This is a genomic window from Gracilibacillus phocaeensis, from assembly GCF_900626275.1.
Taxonomy (GTDB): Bacteria; Bacillota; Bacilli; order Bacillales; family Amphibacillaceae; genus Gracilibacillus; species Gracilibacillus timonensis.
Map to the genome: position 1 here is coordinate 363714 of NZ_LR131144.1, position 14911 is coordinate 378624.

General features: G+C 41.9%; 13 protein-coding genes and 1 tRNA gene. 12 read left to right on the top strand and 2 right to left on the bottom strand.

The window, feature by feature from the left end; all coding sequences use genetic code 11:
- Window positions 1–56 precede the first annotated feature (56 nt).
- The gene (locus E0E32_RS09455) at window positions 57–656 is read right to left on the bottom strand and encodes a TetR/AcrR family transcriptional regulator (protein ID WP_130859670.1); all 600 of its coding nucleotides are present in this window, start codon (window positions 654–656) and stop codon (window positions 57–59) included.
- A 290-nt stretch (window positions 657–946) separates the two neighbouring features.
- Here E0E32_RS09455 and E0E32_RS09460 point away from each other — a divergent pair, with 290 nt between their 5' ends.
- The 9 genes from E0E32_RS09460 (at window position 947) to zupT (ending at window position 11424) form a co-directional block, all read left to right on the top strand.
- Window positions 947–1873, top strand: a complete 927-nt coding sequence (locus E0E32_RS09460; RefSeq protein ID WP_066192010.1) for an AEC family transporter — start codon at window positions 947–949, stop codon at window positions 1871–1873.
- 15 nt (window positions 1874–1888) lie between these two features.
- Window positions 1889–3160, top strand: coding sequence for a nickel pincer cofactor-dependent isomerase, group 22 (locus E0E32_RS09465; protein ID WP_130859671.1), 1272 nt, complete (start codon window positions 1889–1891; stop codon window positions 3158–3160).
- Window positions 3161–3192: 32 nt separating this feature from the next.
- A complete protein-coding gene (locus tag E0E32_RS09470) occupies window positions 3193–3963 on the top strand; it encodes a glucose 1-dehydrogenase (RefSeq protein WP_066192015.1) in 771 nt (256 codons plus the stop codon).
- 19 nt (window positions 3964–3982) lie between these two features.
- Window positions 3983–4819 (top strand): ATP-dependent sacrificial sulfur transferase LarE, encoded by an 837-nt coding sequence (gene larE, locus E0E32_RS09475; protein WP_130859672.1) that lies wholly within the window; start codon window positions 3983–3985, stop codon window positions 4817–4819.
- A gap of 72 nt (window positions 4820–4891) precedes the next feature.
- Window positions 4892–6355, top strand: a complete 1464-nt coding sequence (locus E0E32_RS09480; protein ID WP_066192019.1) for a gluconokinase — start codon at window positions 4892–4894, stop codon at window positions 6353–6355.
- Window positions 6356–6376: 21 nt separating this feature from the next.
- Complete coding sequence (gene larB / locus E0E32_RS09485) at window positions 6377–7117, top strand: nickel pincer cofactor biosynthesis protein LarB (RefSeq protein ID WP_066192021.1); 741 nt, start codon at window positions 6377–6379, stop codon at window positions 7115–7117.
- A 436-nt stretch (window positions 7118–7553) separates the two neighbouring features.
- Window positions 7554–8036 carry a PH domain-containing protein gene (locus E0E32_RS09490; protein WP_066192023.1) on the top strand — a complete coding sequence of 161 codons (483 nt, stop codon included), beginning with the start codon at window positions 7554–7556 and terminating at the stop codon, window positions 8034–8036.
- On the top strand, window positions 8029–9492 hold the full coding sequence (locus E0E32_RS09495; protein ID WP_066192025.1) for a PH domain-containing protein: 1464 nt from the start codon (window positions 8029–8031) through the stop codon (window positions 9490–9492). The genes E0E32_RS09490 and E0E32_RS09495 overlap by 8 nt, the downstream gene beginning before the upstream one ends.
- A 1122-nt stretch (window positions 9493–10614) precedes the next feature.
- The gene (zupT, locus tag E0E32_RS09500; RefSeq protein WP_078060093.1) at window positions 10615–11424 is read left to right on the top strand and encodes a zinc transporter ZupT; all 810 of its coding nucleotides are present in this window, start codon (window positions 10615–10617) and stop codon (window positions 11422–11424) included.
- 18 nt (window positions 11425–11442) lie between these two features.
- Here the strand turns inward: zupT and E0E32_RS09505 are convergent, their stop codons facing one another.
- Complete coding sequence (locus E0E32_RS09505; RefSeq protein WP_130859673.1) at window positions 11443–11577, bottom strand: lmo0937 family membrane protein; 135 nt, start codon at window positions 11575–11577, stop codon at window positions 11443–11445.
- 146 nt (window positions 11578–11723) lie between these two features.
- On the opposite strand from E0E32_RS09505, the gene E0E32_RS09510 reads away from it, so the two are divergent.
- The 3 genes from E0E32_RS09510 to queG all read left to right on the top strand — a co-directional run bounded on the left by E0E32_RS09510 (window position 11724) and on the right by queG (window position 14868).
- Window positions 11724–11797, top strand: a tRNA-Gly gene (locus E0E32_RS09510).
- Window positions 11798–11987: 190 nt separating this feature from the next.
- The gene (locus E0E32_RS09515; protein WP_130859674.1) at window positions 11988–13688 is read left to right on the top strand and encodes an ABC-ATPase domain-containing protein; all 1701 of its coding nucleotides are present in this window, start codon (window positions 11988–11990) and stop codon (window positions 13686–13688) included.
- Between the two features lie 52 nt (window positions 13689–13740).
- A complete protein-coding gene (queG, locus tag E0E32_RS09520; protein WP_130859675.1) occupies window positions 13741–14868 on the top strand; it encodes a tRNA epoxyqueuosine(34) reductase QueG in 1128 nt (375 codons plus the stop codon).
- The last annotated feature ends 43 nt before the right edge of the window (window positions 14869–14911 follow it).

The following is a 14911-nucleotide window of genomic DNA, read 5'->3' on the forward strand; positions in this document are numbered from 1 at the left end:
TCAACAGCCAGTAACGGGCCGCTTGGTTTAACTAACCGGAATGAAGTTGCACTTTATTATAAAGCTACGGTATGATGACCATTATTGAGCAATTGTAAATCTTGTGAAAAATTATAAACAGCAGCCTCTAATGGAAGAATTTGCGTATGGGCCTCAATAAAATTATGAATCATCGTCGCAGAAATCACCCGAAGTAAGTGCGAGAAGTAGGTTTTATTTTCAAAAGGTGCTGGTGCCACTTCTAGCTGCAAATGAAAAATGACTTCCGTATCAATAGTAAACACCGACGTGATCGCCTGATGTATGTGACCGTTTAGATTTAACAGAGCTTGTGTTAAAAGGGAGAAATGTTCTCGCTCTTTCAGCAGCCAGGAAAACAAATACTGGCTTGATTGAAAGATATCGCCTCGTTCTTCTCTTAATATTTTCATTAATTGATCAGCTACTTCGGTGATTTGCTGGTCGAACATATAAAAATAGGCATCGGATAAATCAGAAAAATATTGATAAAAACTTCCACGAGGTATTTCGGCAGTCGCTATTATTCGAGCAATGGACGCATTAATGAGCGGATGTTGTGAAAATTCTTTATGCAATGCCTGAACTAGCTTGCGTTTTTTTTCATCAGGTAAATTAAAAAAAGTGTCTTTCGGCATGTTGTGTCACCTCTTTATTTTAGGTACTAGTAAAGGATGTTCAAATGATGTATCGAGTTTCCGCTAATGTCCTGTGGATGTGTGCAAGTCAGCACACCTGTATCTGGGAAAAAAAGATTAATTTGTTCATGTACTAGTAAGTATTATATCGGTAGAATTTATAAAGATTAAATACAATCTCCATAAAAAAATCAGCAATTTCTTTTTATTCCAGTTGAACCTTATTTCATTTGCTGGCAAAATGTGATAAACTATAATAACAACGTTGTTAAACGGAGGTGGCTAACTACTTGACAGAGTTTTTCTTTATTTTTAAAGATGTTATCTTGCCTGTTTTTATATTATTAGCTATTGGCTTTGTTTTACACATGAAATTTCAATTAGATTTAGCTACCTTGGCCAAACTAAATATTTATTTTTTGGTGCCAGGTTTTATCTTTGTCCGATTGTATGAAACATCGTTTGATGGCAAGCTATTCTTTTATGTGTTTGCTTTTTTTGTATTATTGGTGCTATTGCTTTATCTAGCTGCCTTGTTATTAGCAAAGCTTTTACATATTAGCGGAGGCAGAAAAACAACTTTTACCAACAGTGCGATTTTTTTTAATTCAGGTAACTATGGTGTGCCAGTTAATGACCTGGTTTTTCGCGGAGATCCTTATGCCATGTCTATTCAAGTGATTGTTTTAACCTTACAGAATATTTTTCTATTTTCCTATGGTATTTTCTCGTTAAGGGCAGCTCAGGATGGCAAATGGAAGGCGATTTTAGGTTATTTTCGTATGCCAGTTTTATACGCAATGCTTGCCGGCGTATTACTTAATATTGGTAATATCCCGATTCCAGCTTCCATCTGGACGTCAGCAAGTTATATTGCTGACGCAATGGTAGCGCTTGCCTTGATCACATTAGGAGCACAAGTGGCTCGATTAAAGTTTAAGAAGGTCTTGACCAGTGTTTACGTCAGTATTGGTTTGCGTCTTATCGGGGGACCGTTACTTGCCTTCGTGATTATTGCTTATGTCTTTCGGCTAGATGGAATATTAGCACAAGCCCTATTGATTGCCTCTGCTATGCCAACATCTGTAAACAGTGCCGTGATTGCAGAGGAGTACAACAGTCATCCCGATTTGGCGGCACAAACAGTGCTTTATTCTACGATTGTTAGTATGATAACAGTGACGGCAACGGTATATATTGCACAAATCATATTTTAAGAGAGGTGACAGTTCATGGGTATTTTACAGGAGTTAGTTGGGGATATCCCTATTCCACAAGTGGCAAAGGTAAAACAGTATTTTGATAATCAGCAAATAGATGATTTTACAACCGCATTATCCAATCGTTTATATGTAAAAAAGATAGAAAATCAAGTGCAACCAGGAATGGAAATTGCGGTAGCGGTAGGCAGCAGAGGGTTGGATAAACTGGTGGAAATGACAAAGCTTACGATTGATTTCCTTAAAGATCAAGGTGCGAAGCCATTCATCGTACCGTGTATGGGAAGTCACGGAGGAGCAACCGGTCCAGGACAAAAGGCGGTTTTGGAACATCTCGGTATCAGAGAAGAGGTAGTTGGTGCGGAGATCCGTTCTTCTATGGAAGTAGTAAAGATTGATGAATTGGAAAATGGCTTACCGATCTATGTGGATAAATTAGCATCTGAGGCAGATGGTATCGTTGTAATTAATCGTGTGAAACCACATACGGCTTTCCGGGGTCCATTTGAAAGCGGCATTATGAAAATGATTAGTATCGGGTTAGGAAAGCAAAAAGGAGCAGAAGCTTGTCATCAATTAGGTTTTAAGCATATGGCGGAGCATGTCCCAGCAATGGGAAAGATCATTCTGGATAAAATGCCCATCCTGTTTGCTGTTGCTACGGTGGAGAACGCTTTTGATAAGGTAGCGGTTCTGGATGTTCTCTTGCCAGAGGAGATTGAAGACAAAGAACCTGTGCTGCAAGAACAAGCGAAACAATCATTGCCACAAATCATGTTTGACAAAATCGATGTATTGATTATTGATGAAATCGGTAAAAACATTAGTGGTGATGGGATGGACCCAAATATTACTGGAAGATATCCCACTCCATATGCTTATGGCGGACCTGATGTAACGAAGATGGTGGTGCTTGATTTAACCGAAGAAACCGAAGGCAATGCCAATGGGGTAGGAACTGCCGATTTTACGACGCAACGTTTGGTAGATAAGATGGATCGTGAAGCGACTTATGCCAATGGTTTAACTTCTACTGTAGTAGGTCCTACACATATTTCAACTGCCATGCCAAACGATAAAACGGCAGTACAGGCAGCTATTAAGACATGTAATATCTTACATTTTGAAAAAGCAAGAGTCGTTCGTATTAAGAACACCTTGGAAATCGGGGAAATTGAAGTATCAGAGACCATGTTAGATGATGTAGAACAGCACCAAGGCATAGAGAAGCAAACGGATTTCTACACATGGGAATTTGATGAAAAAGGAAATTTCATAAATTAATCAGACGAAATACATTTTTGGAGGGTGATCATATGCATTCATTATTTGATTTATCAGGGAAAGTAGCAGTAATATTAGGAGGAAACAGTACCTTGGGCAGCTCCATGGCGAAAGGTCTAGCAGATCATGGTGCCAAAGTGGCCATCGTCGGCCGCAATATCAAGACAGCCGAAGAAGTGGCGACAGAAATCGCACAAAGTGGGGGAGACGCGAAGGCCTTTCAAGCCGATGTCAGCGATTTAACAACGATTGACCAAGTCATCGATGAGATTGAGACATGGTCAGGTGGTTGGGACATTTTATTAAATGCACCTGGAACAAACAGCACGACACCGTATCTCGAACTAGAAACCGAAGAATGGGATCAGATTATGGGTGTGAATCTAAAAGGGGTTGTTTTTGCCACTCAAGCCTTTGCTAAAAAAATGATCGACCAAGGGCGTCAGGGAAGTATTATTAATATTTCATCGGTTTCGTCGACCACCCCTTTATCAAAAGTTTTTACTTATTCGGCCTCCAAGGCCGCGATAAACAATGTGACACAATATCTGGCGAGGGAATTTGCTCCGCATAACATTAGAGTAAACGCGATTATCCCAGGCTTTTTCCCAGCGGAACAAAATCGCAAAATCTTAAGTGAAGAACGTATTCAGTCGATTATGGGTCATACCCCGTTGAATCGCTTCGGCAATCCAGAAGAATTACAAGGGGCTGCGGTATACCTTGCCTCCGATAAGGCAAGTGGTTATGTGACGGGCGAATTATTACGAGTAGATGGCGGATTTGGCAGCATGACAATTTAGAGGATAAAGGAGAGATCATATGCTAGAGCAAAAGTATCAATCCTTGGTTGCTATTCTCCAAGACATGAAAAAAGTGGTCGTAGCCTTCTCAGGCGGGGTAGACAGCACCTTTTTACTAAAAGTGGCGGTCGATACACTTGGCAAGGAACAGGTCTTAGCAGTGACTGCTGATTCTGAGACATATCCTACTAGCGAACGGATAGAAGCTCAATCATTAGCGGAAAGAATAGGTGCTAATCATCAAGTGATTGAGACAAGTGAATTAGCCATCCCGGGTTATACCGAAAATGATAAAAACCGTTGTTATTTTTGCAAGAACAGTTTATTCGATCATTTGGTCCCCATTATGAAGGAACGAGGATTTGCCAATATTGTGTATGGTGTCATTGCCGATGATATGAGCGAATATCGCCCAGGTATGCGGGCGGCCAAAGAACAAGGAGTTCGAGGTCCGCTCCAAGAGGCAGATTTATATAAAGAAGAGATTCGCGAACTATCGAAGCAAATGGATTTACCGACATGGGATAAACCATCGTTTGCTTGTCTATCCTCTAGAATTGCTTACGGTGAAACCATTACCAAGGAAAAATTAACGAAGGTGGAAAAATCGGAAGCCTTTTTAAAGACTGTTGGGGTTAGACAAGTCAGGGTGCGTACACATGAAAATATTGCGAGAATTGAAGTAGAGCCTCAAGACATGGATAAGATCGTGAAGAATTATACTAGAATAACAGAAAAACTGCAGGAATATGGTTATCAATTTGTTACAATGGATTTAGCAGGATATAAAAGCGGCAGTATGAATAAGGAATTGTCCCATAAAAAACAAGAGGCCATTCTCACGGTGTATAACTAATGGCGAAACAACTGGAACATCCTCTTTTAAGGGGATTCCAGTTGTTGTGTGATGGGGAAGAAGGAGGATTGTATGGAAGAGCTAGTTATTGGTTTAGATATTGGTACAACAAGTGTGAAGGCCGTTGCCTTTGATTTACAAGGAAAAGTAAAGGCGGAGGCAGAGCAATTAATTGATACCTACTACCCGGCGTCTCATTTTGTTGAGCAGAACCCTCAGCAGATTGAGGCGTCTACGAGGGATGTCTTACGACAAGTTTTTCGGGATACCACATCATTCAACGTGGTATCCGTGGGGATATCATGCGCCATGCATTCCTTAATCTGTGTGGATCCATCGGGAAATCCCCTCTCTGATATGCTGATTTGGTCAGATGGCCGAAGCAGTGATCTGGTGCAATCAATGGACGCTAACTTAAAAAAAGAGTTGTATCGGAAAACAGGTACCCCGATCCATCCGATGTCTCCTTTGTTAAAGCTGATGTGGATGAAGGAACAGAGTTACCCAGCCTATCATCAGGCTGCTTATTTTATGTCGATGAAGGAATACCTTTTATTTCAATGGACGAACCAACGTGTAATTGACTACTCGATGGCCTCAGCAACAGGTCTGATGAATATAAAAACGTTAGAGTGGGATGAACAAGTCCTTACATTAGCTGGTGTGGAGAAAACACAATTGGCTGCTATTGTAGAGCCGACAACGGTGATAGAACCGCTCAAGCAAGAAGTAACGGCAGATATTGAATGGCCGGAAGGTATCCCGCTTGTGATAGGTGCGGCCGATGGGCAGTTAGCCAACTTGGGGGATGGAGCTATTCAGCCAGGTGAAGCAGCCGTAACCGTTGGAACCAGTGGTGCGATACGACAATTGATTAATGGACAACACGTCAACGAAAACGGTGAAACGTTCAGCTATGCTTTCACTAAAGATAGCTCCATTATCGGCGGGGCAACAAATAATGGTGGAATTGCTTTACAATGGCTAAAAGATATATTGGAGTTTAAGGGTAGTCATGAGGAATTTTTAGCTGGTGCAGAAACGGTGGAACCTGGCGCTGATGGGCTTTTATTCCTGCCTTATATTAATGGCGAACGTGCACCGGTATGGAATCAACAGGCACGCGGGAATTTCTATGGTTTGAATATGATACATAAACGCCCTCAACTTGTCCGAGCGGTTTTGGAAGGAATTGTATTCAATCTATACCAGATCTCGCAATCAGTGGAAGAGGTTGTGGGGCGTCCAACAGCCATATCGATTAATGGCGGCCTATCCAAATCACCATTGTGGGTGCAAATCTTTGCTGATGTTTTTGGTCAGCCTGTACAAGTGGCGGATACGCATCACGGTGCCGCATGGGGAGCTAGCTGGACGGCGCTTGTTGGAGTTGGCAAGGTGGAATCTTTTGAACAAATTAAAGAAAATATACCGGCCAAACAAACGATTGAGCCTAACCTGGACAATCATCGGGCCTATCAAGCGATTGCCTATAAGTACCGCGCACTAGCCAAGGCAATTGAGCCATTTTTTTAATATAAGGACGAGGGTGAGACGATGCTCGGAGACATTTTACAACAAGTAGCAAATGGAACGATAACGCCAGAAGAGGCAGAACAACGACTAGAGAACTTTGAGGATCTTGGGTTTGCCAAGCTTGATCATCACCGAAAAAAACGTCAAGGATTTCCGGAAGTTATCTTTGGTGAAGGGAAAACGGCTAGTCAATTAATTAATATTTCCCGGGCAATGGTGGCTAAACAGGAAAATATCTTGATTACCAGAGTGGAAGAAAAAAAGGCACAACAAGTAAATGAATCATTACCTTTGTTTGATTATGACCAAGTGAGCAGGACCCTAATCATGCGAAATGACAATAGCTTGCCAGTCACGCAAGGATATATAGCGATCGTTTGTGCTGGAACATCCGATTTGCCAGTCGCGGAAGAGGCGGCCAGGACTGCAGAGGCATTTGGAGCTGAGGTAAGGCGCTTTTATGATGTGGGAGTAGCGGGAATACATCGTTTATTTGCCCATATAGAAGAGATCCAGCAAGCTACGGTCTCCATAGTCGTTGCAGGTATGGAAGGTGCCTTACCCAGCGTGGTAGGCGGCTTGGTAGCACATCCAGTTATCGCTGTGCCGACCAGCGTTGGTTATGGGGCCAATTTTCAAGGGTTGTCTGCTTTATTAACGATGCTCAATTCGTGTGCAGCCGGCATCAGTGTTGTCAATATTGATAATGGTTTTGGCGGTGCCTATAATGCCGTCATGATACACAGAATAGCGAATCAATAGTGTCTTATTCATGAGGAATAGACACTATTTTTGTAAAAAAATGTTGCGACAGTCTAACAAAAAATACTATAGCGTATGGATTCTTATGGATTGAGAAACGAGAATCGCGCTCTCCAGTCCGCGAGCTCACTCTGATGGACCGGTATAGAAAATGCGCCTTCCAGTCCTTAAGAACAAATTCTTGTGGGCCTTGGAACAGGCATTGCTCTTTTAAGCCAATAGACAAACTTTTATATTTTAAATAAATCACTTTTCAGGAATAAGCATAGTGTCAAACATAGCCAAATGATTAAAATCGGTCCATGTATAAGAATTCTATTCCTCGCCATTTTCTTGTTGTTAATTATGGCTTGTATCTGCCATAATGTAAATGGACATGATAGTGAAACCTTTTGGTAAACAACAACGTATAAAAATGGAGAAGGAGTGAAAAGAGATGAGAGAACAACCGAACGTGAGAATCGCCAGAGATGCCATCAAGGCCTGGCAGCTTACAGCGCATTTATTTGCAGTGATCGCACTATTAATTACGATTGCGTACTTTGTCTTAGTATATTTTATAGATGATCTGCCGCTATGGATTGGTTTTGCCGTTGCAGGGGTATCTTTATTGGAATGGGTCTTGACGGCGCAGGTCATTCCTAGACTAAGATGGCGGAGATGGCGCTATCAGATTTATGATCAAGAAATCTACATACAACATGGTATATTAATCGTGACGAGGACGATCGTGCCAATGATCCGCGTACAGCATGTGGACACACAGCAGGGACCGATTTTAAAGAAATACAAATTAGCTACACTAGAAATATCGACGGCGGCAACCACGCATCAAATACCTGCTTTACTAGAATCGGAGGCCTCTGATTTACGAGATCAAATCTCCGAATTAGCAAGGGTGGAACAAGATGATGTCTGAGCCAAAACGATTACATCCAGCAGCCGTCATATTTAATATTATCCAAGCGATTAAGCAGTCCGTCCTTGGTTTATTACCATTGGCTATTGTGATTATTAGTAATGGTGCCCTAATATATCTAGTTATTGGCGCCGTCGTATTGCTAGCCCTAGGTATCTTATTCAGTGTCTTATCTTGGATGCGGTTCACGTATCGGGTCGAAGATGACCAGCTGCTGATTGAAAAAGGGATATTGATCCGTAAGAATCGGACGATATCGAAGCATCGTATCCAGTCGATTGATTTAACACAAAATATCATTCATCGCATCTTTGGCCTGACCAAGGTGCAAATAGAGACTGCTGGGAATGATCCATCCACAGATGCAGCCTTATCTGCTGTTTCGATGGAGGATGGTAAAAGAGTCCATGATCAACTAAAATATAAAAAACAAGAAGCAGAAGGGTCAGAGGACGAGGCGGACCAGGCTAGCCAAGAAGAAGTGGAGAAAGAACAACCCGTCAAAGACTATCCACAGCAGAAGATAACCTTAAAAACATTGTTAGTTGCAGGCTCAACTTCTGCTGGGTTTGGGATTGTTCTTGGTATTTTTGGTCTTGCCTTTTCTCAAGTAGAAAGCCTGATTCCTGATCATGTCTACAATGATGCCGCTAACTGGGTGATCTCCTTAGGGATGCAGTTAATGATTATTTTCGCGGTGATAACGATTTTTGTGCTCTGGTTGTTAAGTATTCTACAGACCGTGCTTAAATATTGGAACTTTACAATTACTCGTTATGACAAAGAATTATTTATTACAAGAGGGTTATTGGAGAAGAAACAGTCAACTATTCCGTTGAACAGAATCCAGGCAGTTGGCTTCAAGGAGTCTATCATTCATCAGCCACTAGGGTTTGTGACGGTCTATGTAGAGATTGCAAGTGGGGAAGCAACGCAAAATCAAGAGATGTATACCGTTATTTTTCCTTTAATTAGAAAAAGTCAGATTACGGAGTTCTTAGCCGCTTTACTGCCAGAATATCACTATTCGGATGAAAAAATGACGCGACTTCCGAAAAAAGCATTACCTTATTATTTGTTTAGATCGGCGATTATCCCATTAATTGCAACGGTAGTGGTAGGTATTTTCTTTTTGAAATTCATTTGGATTCCGGCGATATTTTTCGTTTTAGCTTGCTTATTGGGTGTCGCTATACATCGTACTTGTGGATATCACATAGATAATAGGCAGATAATGGTGCAAAACCGAACTATAGGTAAGGACACGGTTCTTATTCAGCAAAGAAGAATTCAAGCATTTCAACGAAAACAGCATATTCTGCACCGTAAACAAGCCTTGGCTACTATTGATATGGCGGTCTTGAACAAAATATCAGGCAGGCATGTGGTTGTAAAGGAAATGAATGTCGAAAATAGTAACGCAATAGCAGATTGGTACTCGTACCGCAAAGAATAAGGTCTGAAGTCACTTTTGACTCCAGACCTTTTTGGTAAGAGAGCATATAATCTTTGGTATAATAGGACTTGGGATGATTCTGACCTTGAATGAATGGTGGTACCGATAAGATAGATTATGTAAAGTATCTAGTTCCATTATTCCATGTAGTAAAGTTGATTGTTTGTCTGTGCTAGCCAGCGCTCCGGAAATAGGTTCCGCTTTCCGCGAGCTTGGCTCAGCCTCCTCGTCAGCAAAGTTCGCTTCCTGCGGGGTCTTCACACTGCGCTTTTCTCGCAGGAGTCTCCACCTATTTTCTCCGCTGGGTAGCAGGACTACAATCGAATGGCTGCGAGGATGAAGCGTTCCAGACACTATATTTCCGCCAATAAGAAAACCGCATAACCTTTTTCTGAGAACGGTTTGATCCTACGTTTTGACTTTTATATTTGTACCGTGATCCATTACGCAGCCGAAGAATTAGTTGACGTTTTTTTCCTTTTGTAACCATACTGTCTATGTATCAAGAATTCTTCATCCTTGCAGTGATAGATAACCATTGTTGTACCTCTACCTAGCGGAGGGAATATGCGGAGACTCCTGTGGGACCAGGACGAGCTGAAGATCCACTTGTAAAAGTGCTCTTCTTTTGCAAGTTAGCTGAAGCCGGCCCCGCGGAAAGCGCAGCATATTCCCGGAGCGCTTGCTTCTCACAGATAAAACGATCAAACTCATCACTAAGGAAAGTGGGCTACTTTACATCATCTATCTTATCGGCAGTTCATTAATTACTTTGAGTGCCCGGTTTTTCTTATAAGTTAAGAAAGCACAGATTCCCAGGTACAATAGGATTTGGATCCATTTTGAGCTCGAATTAATCGGAATACTGATAAGATGGATGAGGAGAAGGAGCCGTACTATCTCCTCTATGTAGTATGTATTTGGAAGCGCTCTGAAATATTCTCCTCGTATTTGCCTGTACAAAGTTGAATTATTCGAAAAGTAGCTGCCTTTATTTATTCATCAATATATTGACGTTTCATGCTCTAAAGGGTAAAATTTTGCCTAGGGTAAACTTTTGGCGCTAAGCAACATACTATAGAGAACAGAATGTAACAGTGACTAGATGAGGTGAGCAAACAAGTGGTACTCGACGGAAGTCTATTATTTGCATTTAGTTTAACATTAATGGCAGGCCTTGCAACAGGGGTTGGCAGTTTACTAGCCTTTTTCACCTCTAATACCAATACCAAATTTTTATCTTGGGCGCTTGGCTTTTCAGCAGGGGTTATGATTTATGTATCGATGATTGAAATATTTGTGAAGGCCCAGGATTCGCTTGTTGGCGAACTAGGATCTACTACAGGTCAATGGGTGACAGTAGTAAGTTTTTTTGCCGGCATGGTCGTTATTGCTCTTATTGATAAATTCATTCCCAAACAAGGTAATCCACACGAATTGAAGAAAGTAGAAGAGATGCAAAAAAACCCTAACGGAGATGGAGAATTATTGAAAATGGGTACGTTTACTGCTTTGGCGATCGCCATTCATAATTTTCCGGAGGGGATCGCTACCTTTACCGCTGCCTTACAGGATCCAGTATTAGGAATTCCCATTGCAACGGCTATAGCGATCCATAATATTCCAGAAGGCATTGCTGTATCGGTTCCCATTTATTTTTCAACCGGTGATAAAAAGAAGGCCTTTCGTTTGTCCTTTTTATCTGGGTTATCGGAGCCTGTTGGTGCTATTGTTGCCTTTCTCTTTTTAATGCCTTTTCTTAATGACATGATCTTCGGTATTATTTTTGCGGCTGTGGCAGGCATTATGGTGTTTATATCATTGGATGAATTATTACCTGCCGCCAAAAAATATGATCAAACACATACCTCTATCTATGGTTTGATGCTGGGGATGGGCGTAATGGCTCTTAGTCTATTATTGTTTATCTAAACATGTGCTTTAACTGACTCAACGGCGAATCATTTTGACAATGAATACAATTAAGGCAATAATTAATAAGATGTGAATGAACCCACCTGCAATTTTAAAGACAAAGCCGAGTAGCCAAATTAATATCAAAATTCCAATAATTGTCCAAATCAATGCATTCACCTCTTTCCTTTGTTAGCATTAAAATACCCAATATCTAAAATTTTAAACTTTTTTGACAATATCTATTGCAAGGAAGGGGGCTGCTTGTTATAATAATGGACGTGGGTTTGATAAGGAACCTCTTACATATTACATATGCGGGTGTAGTTTAGTGGTAAAACCCCAGCCTTCCAAGCTGATGTCGAGGGTTCGATTCCCTTCACCCGCTCCATACATAGGTGTGAACGTAGTGTTTTGTTTTTAATAAAGCATTACGTTTTTTTCTGTGTTTTTTAATATATTCCCTCAGCTTAAAAAAGTACAATATCTCCACTGCTTCCTCGACTATAACGCTTGCGTCAACCTCTATTAGCTTGTATCCTATGAAATGACGATACTGAAAAGAGGAGTTTTATATTATTATGAGAAAACTACAACAACTCTTACGCAATATGGACGGAAAAAGCTATAAGGCATATAAACAATTACAAGGCAGCTATTCATTTGAACGGTACGAGCTGTTTATGGACTATATTCAGGGAGACCCATTTGCTGCTCCCTCTAAAATCAGAATTCGTATTGGGGAAGCGCAACGTCCGATCAAGAAAACATGGCGCAATAACAAACAACAAAATATTTACGTAGCAGATCGCATAGCACGATCGGTTGCCAAGGCTATCCAGCAGCAGTCTAGCCAAGCAAGAGGATCTGGTAAGAGTGGCCTCGTTCAGATTGATCAACCAGGTCAGGAAATTTTGGAACGAACAGCGGTTCAGATACGCCAAGAGGAGCTAGTTATTTGTTTATCGATCGGACTGCCTGCAAATGGACGGCGCATTAACGGTAAAGAAGCAGAAAAACTGATCTTTACGATTATTCCAGCACTTTTGAAACAGTCGATATTTACGATAACCGATCAGGAATTAGAACGAAGTGCAGAACTTGCCGATCAGCATGTGGCAATCCGCGAGAAAATGGAAGCGAATGATTGGCTTGCTTTTATTGCGGACGGAGCCATCTTGCCAAGGGAAAGCGGTATTAGTAATCGGCCGATGAAGCAAGCCGTTCCCTTTCAAAGCCCGACAGAAAACCAAGTAACGATTGACCTCCCCCATCGTGAGCAGCCTCTAACAGGAATGGTCATGAAAAAAGGGATAAATGTGATTGTCGGGGGAGGCTATCATGGGAAAAGTACGTTACTGCAGGCACTGGAAAGAGGTGTGTATCATCATATTCATGGAGATGGACGTGAGTATGTCCTAACTGATCCGGCCGCTGTTAAAATCCGGGCAGAGGATGGACGTCAGGTTACTTCGGTAAATATATCTCCATTTATTAATGATCTGCCCCATGGCCAAGATACGGTGCGATTTACGACAGAAAACGCAAGTGGCAGTACCTCGCAGGCAACCAATGTCATCGAGGCAGTAGAAGCAGGTGCCCATGCCTTACTTATCGATGAGGATACAAGTGCAACCAATTTCATGATCCGTGACGCGCGCATGCAGGAGCTAGTACATCAAGAGAAAGAGCCGATCACGCCATTTATTGACCGTATTAAGCAGTTGCGTGATCAATTACAGGTATCAACAGTCTTGGTAATGGGCGGATCGGGTGACTATTTCGATGTGGCAGACGAGGTCTGGATGATGGACCAATACCGCATGGTGAATGTAACCAATAAAGCACAAGAGATTGTCGCCAATTATCCGATTTCGCGTCAGCCTATCAGTGACTCTCCGCTAACCGAAATAGGAGAGCGCGTCTTTTTAGCAGATAGTTTCCATTTGTATAAAGGGAGAAAAAAGAAAGTACAAGCAAAGGATCAATCGACTATTTTGCTTGGTACAACCACCGTGCAGCTACAAAATGTAGAACAAATCGTTGACAGTTCACAAACAAGGGCGATAGCAGAAATATTACGGTATTTAGAGGCAAAACAAATCTTAAGACAAAAACGGTCATTACCTGCTTTATTAAATGAAATTGAAGAAACGATGAACAAGGAAGGACTGGCTGCGTTTAGTCCTTTTCCACAGCAACACCCAGGTGATTTGGCACGACCGAGACGATTTGAGATTGCCGCCTGTCTGAATAGGTTGCGCACAGCGAAGGTGCAATAAGTCGAGCAAGCTATCAGGAAAGTTTGTGCTAGGACAGAAAGGAGAGAGTGCCGTGGCATATCAACAATTGAAAGAAGAGCTGATCCAATACAGCAAAGAAATAGGCATCGATCAGATTGGCTTTGCCAGCGCAAGCGCCTTTTCCGAATTAAAGTCCAGGTTACAAGCACAAGAAGAGGCAGGCTACTTGTCAGGATTTGAAAAAGGTACCATCAGAGAGCGAACCGAACCAGACAGATTACTGCCCGAAGCAGAATCAATTATTGCGATTGCATTGGCTTATCCAACCAAACTAAAACATAATGTAAAAAGTGTAAAAGGGGATCGGCGCGGGATGTTTTGTCGTGCCTCATGGGGAACGGATTACCATATCGTGTTGGAAGAAAAGCTCGCTAAGCTGTCCGCTTTTTTGCAGGAAAGAGTTTCTGGTTTTGTGCAGCGATCGATGGTGGATACTGGCGAATTATCTGATCGTGCTGTAGCTGAAAGGGCAGGCATAGGCTTTAGCGCCAAGAACACTTTTATTATTTCACCGGAATTTGGCTCGTATATTTATTTGGGTGAAATGATCACCAATATCCCTTTTTCACCTGACGAGCAAATGGTCGAAGGCTGTGGTAGCTGTACCAAATGTCTAGACGCTTGTCCAACCGGCGCCTTGGTAGAGCCGGGGCGTCTCAATGCTCAGCAGTGTTTGGCTTTCTTGACACAAACGAAAGGTTATCTGCCTGATGAACACAGGGATAAGCTGGGGAATTTTATTTATGGTTATGAAACCTGCCAAGTTGTCTGCCCTTATAACAAAGGAGTGGACTTCCATCATCACGAAGCGTTCGAACCAGATCCCGATTTGGTCAAACCACGTTTACTTGAGTTATTATCTATCTCTAATCGTCAATTCAAGGATAAATTTGGTAGAATGGCAGGTTCGTGGCGAGGTAAAAAACCGCTACAACGCAATGCTATCCTTGCTCTCGCCCATTATAAGGAAACAGAGGCGGTGCCCGAATTGATTCGCTTGATGAAAGACGATCCCAGACCAGTGATTAGAGGCACAGCGGCCTGGGCGCTTGGTAAAATAGGGGAAGTGTCCGGTGTAGAAGCAGTGAAAACAGCGATGACAATAGAAGAAGACACTGAAGTATTAGCAGAAATGAAGAAAGGTTTATCACAGCGCTAACCGCCCTACACAGATCAAGTAGGTGGTTAAACATCCTGATATG

Bases quoted from the DNA above. Each gene is read 5' to 3' on its own strand.
- E0E32_RS09480 (WP_066192019.1), top strand. From the start codon at position 4,892: ATGGAAGAGCTAGTTATTGGTTTAGATATTGGTACAACAAGTGTGAAG.
- E0E32_RS09495 (WP_066192025.1), top strand. From the start codon at position 8,029: ATGTCTGAGCCAAAACGATTACATCCAGCAGCCGTCATATTTAATATT.
- E0E32_RS09515 (WP_130859674.1), top strand. From the start codon at position 11,988: ATGAGAAAACTACAACAACTCTTACGCAATATGGACGGAAAAAGCTAT.
- E0E32_RS09455 (WP_130859670.1), bottom strand. From the start codon at position 656: ATGCCGAAAGACACTTTTTTTAATTTACCTGATGAAAAAAAACGCAAG.
- E0E32_RS09490 (WP_066192023.1), top strand. From the start codon at position 7,554: ATGAGAGAACAACCGAACGTGAGAATCGCCAGAGATGCCATCAAGGCC.
- E0E32_RS09470 (WP_066192015.1), top strand. From the start codon at position 3,193: ATGCATTCATTATTTGATTTATCAGGGAAAGTAGCAGTAATATTAGGA.
- larB (WP_066192021.1), top strand. From the start codon at position 6,377: ATGCTCGGAGACATTTTACAACAAGTAGCAAATGGAACGATAACGCCA.
- larE (WP_130859672.1), top strand. From the start codon at position 3,983: ATGCTAGAGCAAAAGTATCAATCCTTGGTTGCTATTCTCCAAGACATG.
- E0E32_RS09465 (WP_130859671.1), top strand. From the start codon at position 1,889: ATGGGTATTTTACAGGAGTTAGTTGGGGATATCCCTATTCCACAAGTG.